Origin of the sequence: Ensifer sp. Root31 (assembly GCF_001424825.1) — a bacterium.
Taxonomy (GTDB): Bacteria; Pseudomonadota; Alphaproteobacteria; order Rhizobiales; family Rhizobiaceae; genus Ensifer; species Ensifer canadensis.
Window position 1 is genome coordinate 35,422 of sequence record NZ_LMCO01000027.1, and the last position, 19,293, is coordinate 54,714.

A 19,293-nucleotide genomic window follows, 5' to 3' on the forward strand; every position below is an offset into this window, starting at 1 on the left:
GGTTCTCCGCAAATCATGAGGAACAAAATGAAGTCAGTTATCAACTTTTTGACCAATCGCAGGATCTCGGATGTTGCAATCGCAACAGCAGCGCTTTTGCTTATTTCGACCCAGCCAAGTCTGGCACAGGACTTTTCGGGTGTGACGACATTCCTGGATAAGATTGTTTCGACGATCACCGGACCCATCGGTGTCGCCGTCTCCGCCCTAGCAGTCATTGCCGTTGGATTTTCGTTCATGATCGGACGCATGGATTGGACCTATGCCGTCGCCGTGGTCATCGGCATCGCAATTGTTTTTGGCGGAGCAAGTTTCGTCGAGGGGTTGAGCGCCGTTTGATTGGCGGTCACAGGGCCGAGCCCTTTGTGGCCACGCGAAGGGTTCGGCCATTCCATCTTGATAGGAGAAGCTCTGATGGAACGCACACCGTTGTTCATCGGTCTCACCCGGGAAGTGACCTTCGCCGGCCTTCCCGTAATGTATTTGGTCGTCTTGGTTGTGACGGTGATGCTCGGCTTTATCGCCACGCGCTCCTTTATCTACCTTCTGGTAATGGGGGGCTCGGGCTATAGCCTACTGCGGGCGCTCGCTGCCTACGATCCTAAGATCATCAGCGTATTTATCGCAACCGTACAGCAGACACGGATCAGTCCCGCTCTGCTGCGTGGGAAAGGACATATCTATCGTGCTTGAGGCAGCTCCCACACACGCAACCCGGAGGGTCGCCGACAACACGCAGAGCGAATTGCTCGTAACGGGTCTTCCCTACCTCAGCAAAGTGGATGACCTGACGATCATGCTGCGAGATGGCGACCTTATGGGCTCCTTCGTCGTTGAGGGCATCAACGCGGATACCGTCGACCACCGTCATACGATGGAACTCTCCAACGCGCTCTCTCGCTTTATCGCCCAGCAACGGGCCGATGTCGCATACTACATCCATCGCATTTCGGTCGAGACGCGCCCCACCATTGAGCCTCTCAAAGGACATCCATTCAATGAAGAGATCGACCGTCGCTGGCAGTCGTATCTCCAGAATGTGGGCCTTCGCGATCGCGTGACCATGGTGACTATGGTGATTCGACCACCCCGTAGACTAACCAAACTGTTGAGGCTTTTCGGAGGGAAGAACGTTCACAGCCGCGAGGAGGTGACCGCCCGCGCCCTTCGCCTCGATCAACTCATCACGACTTGCATGGTCGCGGTCAGTGAGGCGAGACCAAGTCGGTTGGCGCTGTCTGAGGGGCGCTGGCTTGGGCTGTTGCGTACGATGGTGGATGGCTCGGGAGGCACTCTCATTCCCGGGGCACGATTCAATCCGCTATCAGATCTTCTTGCCACCTCGCAGGTAACTTTCCGAAGCCGGATGTTCGATTGCGTCGGCCCGACGGATGCCAGCCGTTTCGGCACCATCATTTCACTTAAGGACTATCCCATCGACACGTATCCGGGCATCCTCGATCGCCTCAATTTGCCCTATGACACGGTCGTCACTCAGAGCTTCAGTCCGATCGATCCAATCTCCGCACAAGGCAAAATCGCTCGCGTTAGAAAGCAAATGCAGGCTGCCGAAGACGCGGCGGTTTCGCTGATGACCCAGCTCGAAGACGCCGAAGATGATGTAGCGTCTGGCCGGGTAATCTTCGGAGACCATCACTGCAGTATCGCTGTTTTCTGCCCAACTGAAAAAGAACTGGAACAGGCGGTCGCATATGTCACCCGCGCCATGCAGGACGCGGGTGCCGCGATCGTTCGAGAGAACTTCTCCGCTCGGGCGGTGTACTTCGCTCAGCATCCGGGAAACTTCTCTTATCGCACGCGGCGAGCAATGATTTCGTCTCTCAATTTTGCCCAGCTTTGCGCCATGCATGGTATTCCCAAAGGCAACCCCCCGGAGAGATGCCCTTGGGGAGAAGCGGTAACAATCATCCCGACGGCTCGCGGTGAAACTTTCCGTTTCAACTTCCATCTGCCCGGCCGCCCTGGCCATCGCACCGTCGGTCATTCGCTTGTTCTGGGGCAGACAGGCTCTGGCAAAACCCTGGGTACGGCCTTTCTTATCAGCCAAGCGCAGCGCCTAGGCGCCCGAACCATTCTTTTCGACAAGGATAATGGTTTTGAGATGGCGGTCCGAGCTATGGGCGGGCGCTACTCAGCCGTGCGTATGGGCGAGGAGACGGGCTTCAATCCAATGCGGGCCGAGGCCGACAGCCGCGGCGCTGCCTGGCTGGCGGATTGGCTTAGTGCTCTTGCGGAACAAGATGGGGGTCGCCTTAACTCGATACAAATCCAGGCGATGAACGACGCAGTTCAATCCAACGTTGTGGCGGACCACCGCCTGCAAAACTTTGAGCAGTTTCGCAGCCAATTACGGGCAACCGACGACGACGGCGACCTGTACAACCGCCTTGGCCGATGGGACGAAACCGGACAGTTCGGATGGCTTTTTGGAGGCAAGGAGAAAGATCCGCTGGCTTTCGAAAACAAGATAACCGCATTCGATCTCAGCGAGATTTTCGACAACGATCTCATTAGAACGGCCTGGCTAAGCTACGTCTTCCGCAGGGTAGAACGTCTCGTCGAGGACGAGCATCCCACACTGCTTGTCCTGGACGAAGCATGGAAGCTGCTCGACGATTCCTACTTCCAAGCGCGGCTAAAAGATTGGATGCTGACCATGCGTAAGAAGAACGTTGCAGTCGTTCTTCTGACCCAGCGTGTGTCACACATCAAGAATAGCGCTGCCGGCGATGCGATCCTCGAGAGCGCCGTAACCCGCCTGATCTACCCAAGCGCGTTCAACACCGAAGCTGAACTAGAGCCGCTAAATCTCACCCCGACAGAGAGCTCATTCCTTCAGATCAGCAATGTCGACAACCATCTCGTGCTTTTGAAGTCAGGCGGCGACAGCGTCGTCTTGGATTTCGATCTCAGCGAAATTGGGACGGGGCTTGATGTGCTTGGTGGAGGGCGTGGGGAAAAAGCGCCTCCGGGCTGGCGCGACCGTCCTGACTTTCAAATGGAGATGCTGCTGCAATGAAGATCTTAAACATGATTGCTTTGTTTCTATCGCTCGCCGGGCTAGCCAGCTGCCAGTCGGTGCCTGCGGAGCGCAAGAACAACTGCGCCTGTAACTGGGAAACTTTTGTCCCATTCTCCGAGGGAGTAGTGGCATGAACCGACTATCTTCAATGAAAATTCTCTTAGGCGTCAGCTTGCTGACATGCATGTCAGTAGCCCTGCCAACAAATGCGCAAGAGAAGATCCGGCCGGTGGAGGAACCCCGCGTTGGAGCGGCGCCAACCGCTCCGTCGGATGCATCGGCGAGTTATGATTCCGTTGCCATTCAACAATTGATGAAACTTGTGAGCCTCTCACGCCTGATTGGAGGGGGTATTTCTGAGATTGTCGGATCCATCGAAGCGCAAAAGGACGCGCTTGAGCTAATCCGAAAAGGGCAAACAGGGCCGAAAAATTTCCCTCTTCTCAATGGGCCGGAAGAGGTGCAGGGCCGTAAAGGCGGCGAGGGCCTTCGGGAACTCTCAGAAGGTGCGCTAAGTGGTTCACCTGAAGGCCCTAAAGATCTGATCGAAGCTCTCAACGAATTCCGGACAACGTTCAGCTTGGATCAGGCTTTCGAGCTTAAAGATGACGAGCTTCCGGGAAAAAAGATGATGGCTCACCTTGCAGCCAAAAGCGCGATTGCGGCTTCGTCTGCTGAAAATGCCTACAAACAAGCCAATCTGAGCAATGTACGTCTAGATGATTACATCACGGCGCTAGAAAGCAGTCCTGATCTAAAAACCAGTATCGACCTTAACACACGGGTCATGATCGAACTTACTCAGCAGTCTAACGAGAGCTTGCGTACACAATCCGCCATCACATCGATTGTCAGCACCTACTTCATGGTCCTGGTGAGCGAAGCGAGTGAGGAGAGCTGGGTCGACGGACTTAAAGACTTTAATAGGTGAGGTCATGGGAATTATACAGTCGATAGGTACTGCGATTGACGAGGCGACGGTCGATTATCTGCAATCCGTGTTCAGCGCCGTCGCCGAACCGGTACAATCCCTGATGACCGTCATCGGCGTTGTGACGTTGCTCTTCATAGCGTTGAATCATGTTCTTCAGGCCCGCAACATTGAGTGGACTCGCTATCTGAACTGGGCGGTTACATACATCCTTATCGTGACTTTTTCGACGGTATGGAGCAACTTCAGCCCGATCTATGACGCATTGACAGGAATTACCCAAGGCTACTCCAACCTGGTCGTTGAAGCGGTCGCCAGAGACATTGAAACGCTCCGTAAGGACATCCTTGATCCTGCGGTGATAACCGGAGCCGGAGAAGCGAAAACCTATGCGGCAATGGATGAGTTTGGACACGCCATTGTTTGGATAGCGCGGGATTTTTTCCGGGATACAGCGATCACCGACATGGGTAAGACCTTCAGGAATGTATTCTCGGGCATTCTTGTCCTGTTAGTCGGCGGCATTTTCATCGCGGCCTCGGCTGTCATCGTGCTAATTGCCAAAGTGGGGATGATCCTTGCCATTAGTTTGGCGCCGCTCGGGCTCATAATGTTCATGTGGGAGAAGACAAGAAGCTACTTCCAAGGTTGGGTAAGTCTTCTCGTCGGCTTTGCCGTGATCCCGCTCCTGTTGGGCGCCTTAATGGCGATCGTGTTGTATTTCGCAGCCCACATCCTGGCCACCTCGGGCGCGAGCAGTCTGGATAAACAAAAGTTCTTCGGCTTCATCTTTGTCATGATCGCGGCCTTGGTTCTGCTTTTCCACATTCCGACCATGGCTCAGACGCTTGCCCAAGCTTCGGTTGCAGTCGGTGGTGCCAGCGTTGGCCGGCGTATGACCTCGTTTGCCGGACGTGTTAGTGGTTTTGACACTCTCAAGAGGAAAGCGGAAGCTGTGCCGCAGCGTGCCATGGGGCAAATGTTGGATCCGCGAAAGCACCTACATGCTGCCGGAGCGACCGTCGGCGCGCTAAAGGCCGGCGCGTCTCCTAAGCAGGCAGCACTCACTGGCTTTGCGGCATGGCGCCGGCATACTGACGAGCGAAAGCAATATTGGAGAAATCGGCGCGAGCAAAAAGTCGTGGGTTCTGCCCAGATGAGCCGAAATCCTGCCTTCGCTGCGAGCCAAGCTTCACCTTCCTCGCCATCTTCGTCACACACTTCGTCGAACACTGGGGACGGGAGCCAGCTATCTCCTGAACAGCGGAATAACCTTAAGTCCTAAGTTCACGTCAGCCAGTTTTCCTTTGAGGCAACTATGTCAAATTCCGAGCTAAAGAATCTATTTGAAGACGAAATTTTCTTTACGTTGCGTCAGCAACGTGACAGTTGGGCAAAGATCGCTGTTGGGTCCGTCATCGCGACCTTGGCAGCACTAGGGTGCCTCGTTGCAATCTTACCCCTCAATGAGACGAAGCCTTTCGTCGTCATGGTGGACAAGACAACGGGGGAAGCTGAAAAGCTTGTTCAGGTTCGCCCCGCTTCCCTGGACCAGCAAGATGCCGTTCTGCAGGCTCAACTGGTGTCTTATGTAACTGATCGCGAGACGTTCGACCCGGCTGACAACGCAATTCGTATTCCCGATGTGATGACGCGATCTGCTGAAGATGCGGCAGCCACGCTTGCTCAGCTATGGAACTCCAGTTCGCCTCAGTATCCTCCAACTGTGTACGGCAAGGGTGTGCGCGTACGGGTTGTTGTCAAATCGATCTCGATCAACCCCGCTACGCGGCGCGGCGCATTCGACCTCGCGCGGGTTCGCATTACAAAGTACCGCGAGGAAAAAGGAAAGGAAACCGCAGCGCGTACGTTCGTTGCGACCGTTGGCTACGCATTCGCACCAAAGGACAACGCCAAGCTTGAGGAAGTTTGGAAGAACCCTCTTGGGTTCAGTGTGCAGAGCTACCGCATTGATGCCGAGGCTACTCAATAGTTAGTTTAGAGAAAGAGATCCCATGTTTAAGCGATTTGTCACAATTCTAATGATCAGCGCCTCGCTCACTTCGATGGTGGAGGCCGCTGGCCCCGCGCCTGAGATCAAACGAGATCCACGCATCCAACACTACCGATACAGTGAAAACCAGGTCTACAAACTCAACCTTTACCTGAAATCGGTAACCGCTGTTCAATTTGCGGCAAACGAAGAGGTTCAATCAATCTTGATCGGTGACAGCGCCTCCTGGGAGGTCGTGAAGCTCAAGAGCGGCAATGTCGTAAGCATCAAGCCCACGATCCCCTCCGCTGCCACCAACATGACAATCTATACGAATTCACGAGTCTATGCTTTTGAACTGCGCTCACTTAATGAGTATCAGGTTGGAACGGGCGAACTCCCGGTGTTTCGATCAATATTTACCTATGCGGCCCCGACCAAAGCAAAGGCAAACCCCGTGCCTAGAGCTGAGCGGATCAACTCGAACTATATGGTCTCTGGGCAGGCAGCGTTTCGCCCGATCTGGGTGCAAGACAATGGGAAGCAGACTAGCTTCTTTTTGCCGGAAAATGCTCCTCGGCCAGCGATCTTGAAAGTGGGCGCTAAGGGAACTGAGGAGCTCATCAACTCACGAACTCTGGGCAGTCGAGTGGTTGTCGACGGAATTAGCGAGTTTTGGGTGTTGAGGATCGGTGAGGAAACGGTCTGCATAGGTAAGCAAGAGGCCATTAAGCCCAGGCCTTCCCTGTTTGGTCTAGCGACAAAGCAGGAGGTCGCCCATGCCCGATAATGAGCACAGCCTCGATCCTTTGCCGCGGGAGATTTCGGATCCCCATGAGGAGAGTCGCCGGGCAGCCGAGCGCGAAGAATTGCTCGGTGCTCGCCGAGCTCGCCAGTCGGGACAAGCGGGCCTGCGCATGAGCCGGCTCGTTCCGACCCTCGCAGTCATTGCCGTGGCACTGGGCGTCTTCGTCCTTGCGGTGGGTTCGACCGGCTCATTGAGGTTGCTAGGTATCTTCGGAAACGATGATGCAAGGACCTCGCAGGTTGACATGGAAGTCGATCGAGAAAAGACCGCCACCACGAATCTTGATTTCATAGTGCCCGCAATTCCGGAACCGGTGAAGACTGAAGAGGATCCCAGCGCCGCGTTCAACGAAAAGTTCAAAGCGTTGCAAGAGAAACTGGCTGAAATGGAACGAAATCGTCAGCCTGGCATGTCCAACAGCGAGATCCAGCGGATGCTGTCGAGCTACAACGATGCCATGGCGCGCAAGCTCGAAGAAGAGCGCAAAGCAATGGCTGAGGAAGCGGCGAAGCTTCGTGCCGCTGCTGAAAAGGCAGAAGAGCAGCGCCGCCAAGCAGAGGAAGCGGCGCGCCTGCAGGCCGAGCAGTTCAAAAACAGTCAAGAAATTGACATGAAACAGCGGCAATCGCAGGCAGTTATTGTCGATGAAGGGGACGGGCTTGCTGTGGGCGCGCCCCTTCCAGGTGAAAACGGATTCTCCGGTGATCTAGACCAGAACGAGCGGTTCTTGCAGGCTGCCGCATCGAGCAGCTGGCAAACATCTGTTTCGCAGCGGTTGCGTGATCCGTCACGTACAGTCGTTCAAGGCACGATCATCCCAGCAGTTCTAGAAACAGCCATTGACACGCAGCTGCCGGGTAGCATTCGAGCACAGGTCACGCAGCCCGTCTACTCGTTCGACGGCTCGCGTGTCCTTATGCCCAACGGTACAATCTTGATCGGCCAATTTAATAACGAAGTTGGTCTCGCTCAAAAGCGTGTTTTGATCGCTTGGAACCGAGCTATCACGCCTGATGGTAATTCCATTTCCCTCGGTTCAATCGGCACTGATCGCCTGGGTAGATCCGGCACGCTCGGCAACGTTGATAACCGCTACGCGACGAAATTCGGAGCAGGAATTCTGATCAGTGCAATCGGAGCGGTTCCGACGATCCTGTCCGAAAGCCTCGGCAAAAACTCTGGTTCTTCCGGCACCACAATCAACATTGGTGGCGGAGGTCAGAGCTCTGGAGGAGCGGGAGCTCAGTTGGCGAACGACATGGGAGGCGAACTGAGCGACCAGACGAAGGGTATTCTGGAAGAATATCTGTCGCTGCCCCCGGTCATTCGCATTCCACAGGGTGAGGAGATTCGTGTTTTCGTAAATAGGGATTTGATCCTGCGATGAACCACGTCCATGCAAGCAGAGAAATTTCTTATGTCGAGCAATATTTGAGTCCGCTTCGGGAGTATCTCACCGACGACGGAATCAACGAACTTGTCATCAACCCAAACGGCTCAATCTTTGTTGAGGCCGCTGGCGCGGGACACATGCATGAGATTGATGTGTCGTTATCGGCACACTCGATTAAACGCCTCGGGGCGCAGCTGGCAGGTGAAACGCGTAACACGCTCGGCGCTTTGCATCCGATCGTATCTGGCCGGGTGATGGTTTGGGGAAGTCCGCAACGCGTCCAAGTCGTGATCGAGCCAGCAATTGAACATGGCGTTTCGCTGTCAATCCGTAAGTACCTGACGCGAGCGCTCAAGAGCGAGGATATCGGGTTTGTCGAGGGAGCTCAGATCCGGGTGGATGACGAACGAAAGGTTCGTCACAAAGCTATCGCCGAAATGGCGAACGCCGGAGATCTGCAAGGACTATTCCGCCAAGCGATCGACGAAAGGTTTAACGTTCTGATTTCTGGCGGCACTTCTTCCGGCAAGACGACGGTCGCTAGATCCTTGATAGAGATGATGGACCCCAATGAGCGTCTCATCACAATCGAAGACGCGCAGGAGCTCTTTCCACCTAATCGGAACCAAGTCGGACTGATTTCCGACCGCAAAGAGAATTCCGCACGTATGCCGTCGAAGTTGCTGGAGAGTTGTCTGCGTATGCGGCCGGACCGGATCATCCTCGGCGAGATCCGTGGTGTCGAGGCGTACGACTTCCTAGAAGCGATCAACACGGGCCATCCTGGTGCCATCACGACCATTCATGCCGACAGTCCGACACTTGCGTTCGACCGGTTGGCGCTGATGGTGATGCGATCTGGGGTTAAGCTGTCGCACGCGGAAGTTATCACCTATGCGAAACGGACGATTGATCTTGTAATCCAAGTAGGTCGTCGAAACGGCAAGCGTGGCGTCCTGGAAATCTATCTTCCTTCGCAAGATGAAAAATAGGTGGGAGGGTAGGCAGTTTCGCAGACGGGCGGCTTGCACGTAGCCTCCCCACCGATCCGAGGAGTCCGGTGGTCGGGGTCGAAATTTCAAGAGAGCTTTTCCAGCCGTTGCTGGCGTCTGGTCGGCCCCATGCCGAGGCGCAGCGGGCAATGGACTGGTTCAGAGAGAGGGCAGGCAGGCCGTCAACGTAGTTGGCAGGGCGCCAGCCTCACAAGGATGCGTTGGCGCCGTGCAAACTCAGTAATGTGACGGGGCCAGGAAAAGCCCGCCCCGGTGAACTTCTAGCGCTCGAGCGACGCGGAGCGCCATGGGGTCGGCAAATCGGCGAACAACAATCTGAAGTCCAGAGGGGAGATTCTCTACGTCGCCCATCGGAATGCTGATCGACGCGAGATCCATTAGATTGGCGAGACGGGTGAAAATGCCAAACGGAGCCGGAGTGTCGTGTATTCCTTCCAAAGGTTTGGCGGTGATTGGTGAGGAGGGAAGCAGGAATGCATCCGCGCCTGCAAGATAGCCATCGAATTCGATCTGCATCATGCGGCGCTGCTCCAGATAACCAAGATAATCCGCGACCCCCATGGTTGCGCCGCGCGACATGCGCTTAGCAATTTCGGGATCAACGAGGCTGTTTTCCTGCTCGACCAACGTACGGTAGCGGCCCCAAGCTTCCACGGTCGTCATATTGGCAGTAAGGCTTGCGTAGGTTTCGAGCGGGCGAGGTAGCGGCTTTTCCTCGATCAGCGCGCCCATGGCCCTGAGTTCGTCGAGCGTCTGCCTGAACCGTGCCAATATACCGGGCTCTGCTGCAGCAAGGTCAGCCATGGTCGGGTGTCGCAGGACCAACCCCGCCACTCCTTTTTCAAGGTCATTGACCGGATCATGCTGCGGCACACCAAATGTCGAGGGATCTTCCGGATCCTCACCCTGTAAGCTTGCGAGAACGAGCGCCGCATCTTCGACGCTGCGTGTCATCGGGCCGACGATATCGAAAAGAAATGCGAGCGGTTGTACCCCGCCTCTTCCAACTAGGCCAAGCGAGGTTTTCATTCCGATGACCCCGCACAACGCTGCGGGGGTTCGAACCGAGCCGCCCGTATCCGTGCCTAAAGCGACAGGTACTAGTCCGGCCGCAACCGCCACACCCGAACCACTGGATGAGCCACCCGGAACACGCGGCATTAATGCGTCCCGGGGGTTAATTGGGGTTTTGCTGCTCGGATTGGTTCCCCAGCTGCCATACGCAAATTCCACTGTATGTGTTTTGCCAACCAGAACCATGCCCTTGTCGAGCAACCGCTGGATTGCGTTTGCTGATCGCGTGGCGATCGTTCCAGAGGTCGCTTTAGAACCAGCGAGAGTGGCATGGCCTTTGACATCAAAGAGGTCTTTTGCCGCAAAGGGAACGCCGTCAAGAAGGCTCTTCACCTGGTCTCGCGACCGCCGAATGTCTGATTCTCGAGCGGCGGCGACCGCGCTTTCCGCGTAAACTTCGACGAAGGCGTTCAGTTGTGGGTCGTATTTGTGAATGCGCGTGAGCATCGCAGTCACAAGCGCTTCCGCCGTAAAATCCCCTCGGGCTAGCGCCCGCCCAAGGTCAGCGGCCGAGATAAATGCTTGGTTCATGTTCATACCTTCGTGCGCAATGTTCACGCGCGACTCCGAAGAATCTATAACCGAGTTCGTCCAAGAGATTCTTGAGAGCGCATGAAACGTGCGGGATAAGAGCGTTTTTACAACCGTTTGTCTTCTATGTACAATCGATTGGATTGTCAATGGGTGGCCGGCGGTCGTCTTCAAGAGCTCGTAGCAGATGAGGTTGTTCCCTCGCGCGAAGCAGGGCCCCGAGACCTGCGTACGGGGCCAAACCGTTTGTATCCAGTAATGCTCCTGCTTCCGGGCAGCTGCTGTAGCCAGGGGAGGAGAACCTCCTGCGTAGGAAGGGCGAACGTGCCGAGGTTAGGTGCCTGCAGGATCACGTCTTTGCCGCTCGTCGTAATCGCAGTTGCTTATCAAGCCGCGTCGCGCGCGTAGTCGAAGCTGCAGAATGGTGCAATCGCGTTAAGATCGACTTCTGCGCCAAGACCCGGTGCGGCCGAGACCTGAAGCTTCCCATTTACGATCGTCTTCTCCGGCGGATTCTGCAAAACCTGCACATAGTCATTCTTTTCGGAGTAGTACGGATAAGTTTCGAGCGGCATGGTCATTGCGGACGCGGACGCGACCTGAACGGAGGCGGCAGTTAGCAGCGAGCTTGCGCAATTGTGAATCGACAGTCGCGCATTATAGGCTTCCGCCATTGCGGCAATCTGCACCAGTTCGAATACACCACCGCAATTACCAACATCGGGCATGACAATGTCTACCCCGCCGGTATCAAGGAGGTTTCGGAAGCCATGGCGGGTGTAGATCCGCTCACCAGCCGCGATCGGGATAGACCAACGACCCGCCAGATTCTTCAATCCTTGCAAATTGAAGGGGTCCAGCGGCTCCTCAATCCAAATTACGTCCAGTTCGGCACAGACATCCATAAAGCGGATCAGCTGGTCGTTATTCAGCCCGCCGGACAGGTCGAACATCAGTCCGATGTCCGGGCCGACAACCTTTCGCAACGTCTTCACACGGGCGATCGCGCGGCGAAATGCGTCGTCGTCGAGCTGCCGCCTCTGCACATGACGAAGGGTTGCACCTTTCTGTCGTGCTGCGAGAGGATAACATTTGAGGGTGCGGAAGCCATCCTTGAGTGGTCGCTCGGCGGAGTTCGCCCAACCCGTGACATCGTCGTGAAGCGTGCTCCACCCGTTTGCGTAGGTTTCGATCGTGCTCTCGAACTTTGCGCCGAAGAGCTCGTAAACTGGTACACCAAGGGACTTCGCCTTGATGTCCCAAAGCGCTTGGTCGATGGCGCTTAGCGCGGCGAATTCGATTGCACCGCCGCCCTTGGTCCAGAAGGAATTGTCATAGATTTCCTGCCAGACGTGACGTGGGTATGTTGCATCGGCGCCGATGACACGCGGCGACAGATCCGACAGCATGCCGGCTGCAGCGTCGGCGCCCAGGCCGTACGCGACCGCTGCCTCGCCATAACCAACAATTCCGTCCTTGGTCCTAAGTTCGACGATTACGGGATGCAATCCGCCGCCACGGATGTTGAACACCCGCATGTTCTCAATGGTCTGCATTTCTATTCCTCTGAAGACGTCAGGCCTGTTCGGGCCGGGTTCGCACAAGCTGTACACCTCGCCGACGCCCGAAGACTGCCGCAATGCCGATGGTGATGGCCAGGAAAGTGACACACAGTAGCATTGCCGAAACCGCAGCAGATTCAGGGCTCGTGTTGAAGCGAATGCCTTCCCAGAGCTTTCTCGGCAATGTCTTCACCTCAAGGTTGCTGAGGAAGATCGACGCGACTGACTCATCGAATGAAAGCAGCATGGCAAGAAGCGCGCCGATTGCCAGACCCGGTAGCAGCAGTGGGAAAACCACAGTCCTGAATATCCGCCACGGGTTGGCTCCGAGTGTCGCGGCGGCGAACGACAACCAGGGATCGATCGAACTGAACGTGGCCGATGCAATCAGATAAACAACCGGGAAGATCAGAACCGTGTGGGCAATGATGATTCCGGCCTCAGTATCGACAAGCCCGACACGCGCGAACATCAGATATGCGCCCAGGGCGAAGACGACGGACGGCACCGTCAGCGGCGACTGAACGAAGGCCTCTGCTGTCCCTTGGAACCGGGATCGACGTCCCAAGCCGAGAACTGTCAGCGTAGCCAGCACGAAGCTGAGAGCACAGGTCGCCGCGCCAATGCGAAGACTAGTGAGCCCTGCCCCAATCCATTCCGGGCTGCCAAGGATCTTCTCGAACCAGCGGAGCGAATAACCTGGCGGAGGGAAGATGAGAACATCGGCCGAGCTGAACGACACAGGAAACAGCACAAGCAGCGGAAGGAGGATGTAGATTGATATAACGACAAGATACACCGGCTCAGCCAGTAGTCGGAGAGCATGAGACACGACGGGAAGGCTAATAACCGGCTTTGGCATGGCTATCGGCTTGCGAAGAACGGATGTGTCGACCCCCTTCGCATTTTGGGGGGGAGCTGAGGGCAATGGCCGGGGATTTTGCCACCTGGAGAACTGGCGCGCCAACATCGAAAGCCCGAAGACGATTATCGTAGCCGTGGCTGCGAGCGTTATGCCAAGTGCCGCGGCGAGCGGCCAATCGGCTCCGCTTTCAAGCTCCGATTGGATTACCTGCGCGAGCATCTGCTGACGTTGGTTTCCAAGTAGTGCCGGTGCGATGAAGCTCGCCATCGTGAACAGAAACACGATCGTGACGCCGGATTGGATGCCACGGATCGCCAACGGAATGACGATTCCCATCCAGGCCCGTATCGGCGGAGCACCCAGCGTATGAGCTGCGAGGAGCGTCCGTCCATCGATCCGTCGTAAGATGGTGACAAGTGAAAAGACCATCATCGGGATAGAGGAGTGAACCAGAGCAAGAATAACTGCGGGTTCACTGAATAGCAGCGGGAGGGGGTCTGCGATCAGTCCGAGTTTAAGGAGCGCGGCGTTAACGAGGCCGCGCTGCCCAAGGATAGCGAGCCAGGCGAATGTCCGCACCAGAACGCTTGTCAAAAAGGGGATAAGAACGAGGAGACCGAGCAAAAGCATCTTGATGCCTGTAGCCCGGCTCAATATCCATGCCAGCGGGAAAGCAACGACGAGGGTGATCGCCGTCGCTTCCAGACCAATACGGACCGTCGTCAGGATGACCGTCCGAAAGACCGGGCTGCCGAAGATTTGTACAAACCGCGCGGCGGGATCGCCGCTAAACGCCGTCGGCACAATTGTTAGCAACGGCATTATGAAAGCGAAGAGAAGCAAGAGGGCTACTGGCAGCAGCATAAGAAGCTGCTTCCAATTAATCCCCCAGTCTCCAAACCCACTGCTCAGCTTCATTCTCGCCGTCTCCCCGTTCCGTCTCATTTACTGCATGATGTAGGTGGACCAGCGCGTCGACACCGACGCGAGGTTATCGTTCCACCATTTCGAATTGAGAACTCCACCGAGCTTTTCGTTCTCAGGATTGCCTGGCAGATCGTTGGCCAGCGCCGGGTCCAGCAGCTTCAGGGCATCAGTGTTAGTCGGACCATAGAATATCTGCTTGGGAAGTTCCGCTTGCTGCTCGGGCTGAACGGCAAAGTTGATGAATTTCATCGCCTCTGCTGCATTCGGTGCACCCTTCAGCACTGCCCAATACTCAACGACCGTGACCGACCCGTCATAGGTGTACGCCCAGTTAGCGCCGGCCTTGATCGCATTGTTGAGGCGCCCCCCGGGGCCAAAGGCGGCGTCGACTTCGCCCTGCTGGATCAGCGCTTGGACATCTGACGGTGGCTTGAAACCGACGATCTGGTCCTTGATGCGGTCGATGACCTTTAAGCCGCGGTCCACGTCCAAAGGGTAAAGATCGGCCGGCTTCACACCATCAGCCAGCAGTGCAAACTCGAGATTGTAGTAAGGCAGCGCGAGCATCACCCGCCGAGCCTTCACCGATGGGTCAAAGAACTGTGCCGGCGTCAGGCCGTTCGGAAATTTGTCTTTGTTCCAAGCCAGGTTCTGGGCGAACTTCATGTAGCCGACGCCGTATTTTGTGCGCAACTCAGCCGGGATGCCGTCGGCTTTGACCACTGAATAATCGATTGGTTGAAGCAGATCGTCCTTCACTTCGCTTTCATACGCCGCTGCATCAGCAGAGATGACATCCCAGGTAATATTACCGCTCGTAACCATCGCCTTGACTTTAGCGTAGCCTGTACCGGTCGTCCCGGTCACAGTTGCGCCCGTTACCTTGGCATAAGGCTCGAAGAAGGCTTTGGTCTGAGCATCTTGGAAGGACCCGCCGTATGATGCCACAACGACTTTGCCGGAATCGTCCGCATTCCCGGCGGTGGCGAACGTAGCGCCGATTGCTGCAATCATTGCGATCGAGATGCTGGTGCAGAAACTACGTCTCATCGTGTTTACCCCTCTTTTTGTCATGTCTTTGCCTCTCAGTGAAACCGCCTCAGGACGATCCTTCGGCGGGAAGTACGGCGACGGACGTTGGCGCCCACCGTGCGAAAACGGGCTTGCCAGGGCAGAGATAGCCGGCAATTTCGTCTCCGCGCACGATAGTGGCAAGCAAGGATTGCCCATCGGAAAGTGTGAGTGTCACGCGCCAGCCGGCGCCGAGATAAGTGATGTCGCGAATAGTCGCCGGAACTTCGAAAACATTTCCGGTCGCCTGAGCCCCCGCCGAGTGAACGGAGACATTCTCCGGGCGCACAACAATGTCGAATGGCTTAGATGTGATGAACGGCAATGCTTGCCGTGCACCGGAAATCTCATAGCCGCGGCCGCCATCGATCGATGTCACCTTCAGAATCGAACACTCTCCCAGGAACCTGGCGACGAAGTGATCGGAGGGTGATGCATAGATGGTTTCCGGGTCGGCCACCTGGAGGAGTTGGCCGTGGGCCATAATACCAATCCGATTGGCCATCGCCATGGCTTCGGATTGATCATGCGTCACATAGATGACCGTGATTCCAAGTTCGCCCTGAATCCGCTTCAACTCAAGCTGCATCTGGTCCCGAAGCCTTCGGTCGAGCGCACCAAGGGGTTCGTCCATGAGCAGGAGGCTCGGCCCGAAAACGAGCGCACGGGCCAAAGCCACACGCTGCTGCTGCCCCCCGGACAATTGAGAGGGGTAGGATGCACCACGTTCGGTGAGATTGACGAGGCTCAGTGCTGCCTTGACCCTTTCCTCACGTACTGCCCGCCCGATACCTCGCATCTTCAGCGGATAGGCAACGTTTTCTGCTGCGGTAAGGTGCGGGAAGAGCGCATAGTTCTGGAACACAACCCCGATCTGACGCCGGTGCGGTGGCACCTCGGTCACCGACGTGCCGGACATGAGGACGCGGCCTTCGGTCGGTTTATCGAAACCTGCGAGCAGCATAAGGAGTGTCGTCTTGCCTGAACCGCTCGATCCAAGCAGAGCGAAGAATTCGCCCTGAGCAATATCAAGACTGACATCGTTGACCGCAGTGACGGCTCCATATCGCCGTGTAACGCCTTGGAAGGAGACCGCAGGATGGAGTCGATCATTCATCAGGCATTCCTTCCGAGCTGTCGAATTTGCAGGCGCCGCGGCGAGCGCGTCAGGATCTCGACACCGTAGTTGGTCACGCAGATTGTCTCGCTAATCTGTATCCCAGCTGCCGAAAGATACATGTGGAACACCATGCCCTGCTGGAGTTCCCACTCCGCTCCAGGCGTGTACAAGTGCGTGGCGTCCATCAGCTTCGGTGCCGTGATAATCCCAATCCCGTACCCGGTGTTGTGAGGAAAACTTGCCCGGAGACCGGCAGTGGCGAGCCCATCTCGTGCGATCCGGTCAATCTCCTTCGCTGCAACGCCCGGTCGGATTGCTGCAAACTGACGATCCTGGATCTCCACCAACTGCTCAAAGCTGGCCTGCAGGTCCGCAGGCGCAGTACCGAGCACGGCGGGCCTCATCACTCGCGAGGAGTAGCCATTGGACTGCGGCAGAAGTTCGATATGCACGGGCTGGCCCGGCTCGAGACGGCGGTCGCCGACACTTCCATGCATGTGCTGCGTCGCAGAGCCCATGCCGAGCAAAACGATGCGGGGCGCGTTGTTGTCAGCGCCAGCCGCAAGCGCTGCGGAATAGCCTGCTGCAACAAGCTCACGTTCGCTTACGCCCTCCCTAATCGCATCAACGATTGCAGCCACGCCCAGGTCGGCAATCGCAGCGGCACGGCGATGCTCCTCGATCTCGGCCGGCGACTTTCTCGCGCGCATTTTCAGGAGGGTTCCTGAGATATCGGCGAACCGCGCATTCGGAAGTGCGGCTTCGATGCGACGCTGGTCACGTACGGTCAGGAAATGGGAGTCGAGTTCCTGAGCGATGGTTGCGCTCGCGAGCCTAAGTCTGTGTATCTCGGCGACCAACACATCGAACGGGCTTTCCCAATCCAGGTAGGTGACCCTATCCTCGACCCACGAAACCGACGCGAAAAGCGCCTCATCCAGTTTCCGCACGACGCCGTGTACGCTGCCGTCGGCCGTGACGATGCAGCATTGGTACATGGACGCGCTTGGAGAATAACCAAACAGATAGCGCATGTGCTCGGAAGCGTCGATGATGGCGGCGTCAATCTGCCTGGCGCGGAGCACCTCTGCAAGTGCAGCGACCCGGTTGATCTGGTCAGTACGATGGGGTGAAGAGTGTCCCGGTTCACCGCAGAGCTTCGACATGCCCGATACCGAAATCTGAGCGCGATCAATCTGGTCGGCGCGGTCGGCACCAGAAGAGTGGGTAATATTACGGGTTGCTGAGTTCTCAGTCATGGTGTTTTCCAGTTGTCCAATCGTTTGTATTACTCATGCAATCGGTTGGATTGTCAATATCGAATCTTCGTCGCGGTGAGTTTATGTGGCTGCGATACGGGAAATTTTTGTTGGCTTTGATGGCGAAACCGGATCCGGCGCGCACGGCGTCACCCGGCATGAGAGGTCAGACACGCTGATCCTTCGCACCTGGCTGAACTCGTCGATCGTTGACCAATTCAAGCGATGTTGGCTACACTTTTCCTGAGTATCAGCCGGTGTTCGAGCACAACCTTTGTCGATACTGGGGCGTCCTTGTACACTTGCCGGAACAGCGCTTCAGCTCCACTACGGCCCATCTCAAAACGAGGGACTGACACTGTCGACAACGGCGGCGACATCAGTGGAGTCAATTTCAAGTCATCAAATCCAAAGAACGACATGTCGTCCGGTATGGTTTGATCAGCTTGCCGAGAGGCTGCCATTGCGCCAATTGCAAGTTCGTCGGTCGCACAAAAAACCGCAGTGGGACGAATTCCATCTTCAAGGATGGATTTCATGATCGTGAGCCCGGATTCGGCATCGTCGTTGAAGGTGTCGGTCGAGCGCATCTTGATGAATTCGTCCAGGCCGTTCTCTCGCATAAAGTCGACATAGGCCGCACTTCGATCGCGGTACGTTTCAGAGTAATTTGGGCCGCCGATGTAAACGATATTCCGATGTCCCATGTGGTGTAGATGTTGCATGACCTGTTTGGTGGCGGCGTAATTGTCGATTGTGACGCAGGTTATCCCCTCGTGGGGAACGGGCCGCGATATAGCAACTACCTTCCGTTCAAAGCCAGGCATATTCAGAATTGGCTTCGGCACGCTGCCAGTGACGGTGATGATGCCATCTACGACGCCAGTCAGCAATTGCTTGGCGAGCTGGGCCTCGCGTTTAGGCTGGCGCAGCGTGACGCCGAGAAGAACATTCACGCCGCGTTCAGCCAGCGTTTCGACGATGCCCTGAACCACGTCGGAATAGAATGGCGCCGCGATGTCCGACACGATTACGAGGATCTGGTTTGCTCGGCCGCCTCGCAGGTGCCTGGCCGTTTCGTTAACGACGTACCCCGTCTCTTTGACTATTTTATCAATCAGCGCCCGCGTCTCTTTCGTAACACGTGGGCTCCCTGCAAGTGCGCGGCTCACTGTCGAGGTATCGACGCCGGCAATTCGCGCAATTTCGGCCATTGTCGGCCGACGCCCTGAGGCAGGCAGTTTAACGGGATCGTCGGTCGATGAAGGTGGCATATTTATTCCAAAATGAGTTTACCAAAAACTGGACCGGCTGGGGCGGTTTGGCGAAACGTACCAGCCGGTTTGGCCGGGGACAACGGTTGGCGTCGGTCATCGTCCAATTCTTATCGGGTTTTCTTGACAATGCAACCGGTTGTATTATGAGTACAACCGATTGCATCGATTAGATCAGCAAAACTTTCGGGCACGAACTGGGATCAAACATCGTATGGTAGACGGCACTTCGAAGGGCTGGGTTTCGGCCCCGCGAATATACATTGAGAACGTGCGCGACGGTGTGGCCGCTTATCAAGTCACTGCGGAAGCAATCCTCAGAAGTCTTAGCTCTGTTTGCACGCCAGCCGCATTGACGTGCCGCTATTCCGATGAACGAGACATAGAAGCATTTAGGGGTGCTGATATCCTCGTTGCCAGCAGGCTCGA

Annotated in this window: 16 protein-coding genes; 9 read left to right on the forward strand and 7 right to left on the reverse strand. The window is 56.1% G+C overall.

The genetic code is table 11. From position 1 onward, the window contains the following. Window positions 1-27 precede the first annotated feature (27 nt). The 9 genes from ASD00_RS22975 to virB11 all read left to right on the forward strand — a co-directional run bounded on the left by ASD00_RS22975 (window position 28) and on the right by virB11 (window position 9,160). Window positions 28-339: a TrbC/VirB2 family protein gene (locus tag ASD00_RS22975; protein WP_063963327.1), complete on the forward strand. Its 312-nt coding sequence runs from the start codon at window positions 28-30 to the stop codon at window positions 337-339. 75 nt (window positions 340-414) lie between these two features. Further along, a complete protein-coding gene (locus tag ASD00_RS22980) occupies window positions 415-693 on the forward strand; it encodes a VirB3 family type IV secretion system protein (protein WP_057209005.1) in 279 nt (92 codons plus the stop codon). After that, entirely contained in the window at window positions 686-3,040 is a 2,355-nt protein-coding gene (locus ASD00_RS22985; RefSeq protein ID WP_244496103.1) for a DUF87 domain-containing protein, read from the forward strand. Before ASD00_RS22980 ends, ASD00_RS22985 begins: the two co-directional genes overlap by 8 nt. Before the next feature lie 133 nt (window positions 3,041-3,173). Next, window positions 3,174-3,974: a type IV secretion system protein gene (locus ASD00_RS22990; protein WP_057209008.1), complete on the forward strand. Its 801-nt coding sequence runs from the start codon at window positions 3,174-3,176 to the stop codon at window positions 3,972-3,974. Between the two features lie 4 nt (window positions 3,975-3,978). Continuing rightward, window positions 3,979-5,259, forward strand: coding sequence for a type IV secretion system protein (locus tag ASD00_RS22995; protein WP_063963328.1), 1,281 nt, complete (start codon window positions 3,979-3,981; stop codon window positions 5,257-5,259). A 33-nt stretch (window positions 5,260-5,292) separates the two neighbouring features. Then, window positions 5,293-5,967 (forward strand): type IV secretion system protein, encoded by a 675-nt coding sequence (locus tag ASD00_RS23000; RefSeq protein WP_057209009.1) that lies wholly within the window; start codon window positions 5,293-5,295, stop codon window positions 5,965-5,967. A gap of 22 nt (window positions 5,968-5,989) precedes the next feature. Continuing rightward, complete coding sequence (locus ASD00_RS23005) at window positions 5,990-6,757, forward strand: TrbG/VirB9 family P-type conjugative transfer protein (RefSeq protein WP_057209012.1); 768 nt, start codon at window positions 5,990-5,992, stop codon at window positions 6,755-6,757. Beyond that, window positions 6,747-8,162, forward strand: coding sequence for a TrbI/VirB10 family protein (locus tag ASD00_RS23010; protein WP_057209015.1), 1,416 nt, complete (start codon window positions 6,747-6,749; stop codon window positions 8,160-8,162). Before ASD00_RS23005 ends, ASD00_RS23010 begins: the two co-directional genes overlap by 11 nt. Further along, window positions 8,159-9,160, forward strand: coding sequence for a P-type DNA transfer ATPase VirB11 (gene virB11, locus ASD00_RS23015; protein ID WP_057209018.1), 1,002 nt, complete (start codon window positions 8,159-8,161; stop codon window positions 9,158-9,160). The genes ASD00_RS23010 and virB11 overlap by 4 nt, the downstream gene beginning before the upstream one ends. Window positions 9,161-9,397: 237 nt before the next feature. On the opposite strand, the gene ASD00_RS23020 is transcribed toward virB11, so the two are convergent. The 7 genes from ASD00_RS23020 to ASD00_RS23050 all read right to left on the reverse strand — a co-directional run bounded on the left by ASD00_RS23020 (window position 9,398) and on the right by ASD00_RS23050 (window position 18,804). Continuing rightward, window positions 9,398-10,813 carry an amidase gene (locus ASD00_RS23020; protein WP_156585749.1) on the reverse strand — a complete coding sequence of 472 codons (1,416 nt, stop codon included), beginning with the start codon at window positions 10,811-10,813 and terminating at the stop codon, window positions 9,398-9,400. Between the two features lie 359 nt (window positions 10,814-11,172). Continuing rightward, window positions 11,173-12,342 carry a mandelate racemase/muconate lactonizing enzyme family protein gene (locus ASD00_RS23025; RefSeq protein ID WP_057209023.1) on the reverse strand — a complete coding sequence of 390 codons (1,170 nt, stop codon included), beginning with the start codon at window positions 12,340-12,342 and terminating at the stop codon, window positions 11,173-11,175. A gap of 19 nt (window positions 12,343-12,361) precedes the next feature. Next, on the reverse strand, window positions 12,362-14,131 hold the full coding sequence (locus ASD00_RS23030; protein WP_057209026.1) for an ABC transporter permease subunit: 1,770 nt from the start codon (window positions 14,129-14,131) through the stop codon (window positions 12,362-12,364). 27 nt (window positions 14,132-14,158) lie between these two features. After that, window positions 14,159-15,190, reverse strand: coding sequence for an ABC transporter substrate-binding protein (locus tag ASD00_RS23035; RefSeq protein WP_162249748.1), 1,032 nt, complete (start codon window positions 15,188-15,190; stop codon window positions 14,159-14,161). Between the two features lie 49 nt (window positions 15,191-15,239). Next, window positions 15,240-16,328: a polyamine ABC transporter ATP-binding protein gene (gene potA, locus ASD00_RS23040; protein WP_057209031.1), complete on the reverse strand. Its 1,089-nt coding sequence runs from the start codon at window positions 16,326-16,328 to the stop codon at window positions 15,240-15,242. Beyond that, entirely contained in the window at window positions 16,328-17,590 is a 1,263-nt protein-coding gene (locus tag ASD00_RS23045) for a Xaa-Pro peptidase family protein (protein ID WP_057209034.1), read from the reverse strand. The genes potA and ASD00_RS23045 overlap by 1 nt, the downstream gene beginning before the upstream one ends. 218 nt (window positions 17,591-17,808) lie before the next feature. Further along, on the reverse strand, window positions 17,809-18,804 hold the full coding sequence (locus tag ASD00_RS23050) for a LacI family DNA-binding transcriptional regulator (protein ID WP_057209037.1): 996 nt from the start codon (window positions 18,802-18,804) through the stop codon (window positions 17,809-17,811). Window positions 18,805-19,293 lie beyond the last annotated feature (489 nt).

What these genes read in the sequence shown, in the direction of transcription:
- ASD00_RS22975 (WP_063963327.1), top strand. Translation starts at nt 28, where the DNA reads ATGAAGTCAGTTATCAACTTTTTGACCAATCGCAGGATCTCGGATGTT.
- ASD00_RS22980 (WP_057209005.1), top strand. Translation starts at nt 415, where the DNA reads ATGGAACGCACACCGTTGTTCATCGGTCTCACCCGGGAAGTGACCTTC.
- ASD00_RS22990 (WP_057209008.1), top strand. Translation starts at nt 3,174, where the DNA reads ATGAACCGACTATCTTCAATGAAAATTCTCTTAGGCGTCAGCTTGCTG.
- ASD00_RS22995 (WP_063963328.1), top strand. Translation starts at nt 3,979, where the DNA reads ATGGGAATTATACAGTCGATAGGTACTGCGATTGACGAGGCGACGGTC.
- ASD00_RS23000 (WP_057209009.1), top strand. Translation starts at nt 5,293, where the DNA reads ATGTCAAATTCCGAGCTAAAGAATCTATTTGAAGACGAAATTTTCTTT.
- ASD00_RS23005 (WP_057209012.1), top strand. Translation starts at nt 5,990, where the DNA reads ATGTTTAAGCGATTTGTCACAATTCTAATGATCAGCGCCTCGCTCACT.
- ASD00_RS23010 (WP_057209015.1), top strand. Translation starts at nt 6,747, where the DNA reads ATGCCCGATAATGAGCACAGCCTCGATCCTTTGCCGCGGGAGATTTCG.
- virB11 (WP_057209018.1), top strand. Translation starts at nt 8,159, where the DNA reads ATGAACCACGTCCATGCAAGCAGAGAAATTTCTTATGTCGAGCAATAT.
- ASD00_RS23025 (WP_057209023.1), bottom strand. Translation starts at nt 12,342, where the DNA reads ATGCAGACCATTGAGAACATGCGGGTGTTCAACATCCGTGGCGGCGGA.
- ASD00_RS23030 (WP_057209026.1), bottom strand. Translation starts at nt 14,131, where the DNA reads ATGAAGCTGAGCAGTGGGTTTGGAGACTGGGGGATTAATTGGAAGCAG.
- ASD00_RS23035 (WP_162249748.1), bottom strand. Translation starts at nt 15,190, where the DNA reads ATGAGACGTAGTTTCTGCACCAGCATCTCGATCGCAATGATTGCAGCA.
- potA (WP_057209031.1), bottom strand. Translation starts at nt 16,328, where the DNA reads ATGAATGATCGACTCCATCCTGCGGTCTCCTTCCAAGGCGTTACACGG.
- ASD00_RS23045 (WP_057209034.1), bottom strand. Translation starts at nt 17,590, where the DNA reads ATGACTGAGAACTCAGCAACCCGTAATATTACCCACTCTTCTGGTGCC.
- ASD00_RS23050 (WP_057209037.1), bottom strand. Translation starts at nt 18,804, where the DNA reads ATGGCCGAAATTGCGCGAATTGCCGGCGTCGATACCTCGACAGTGAGC.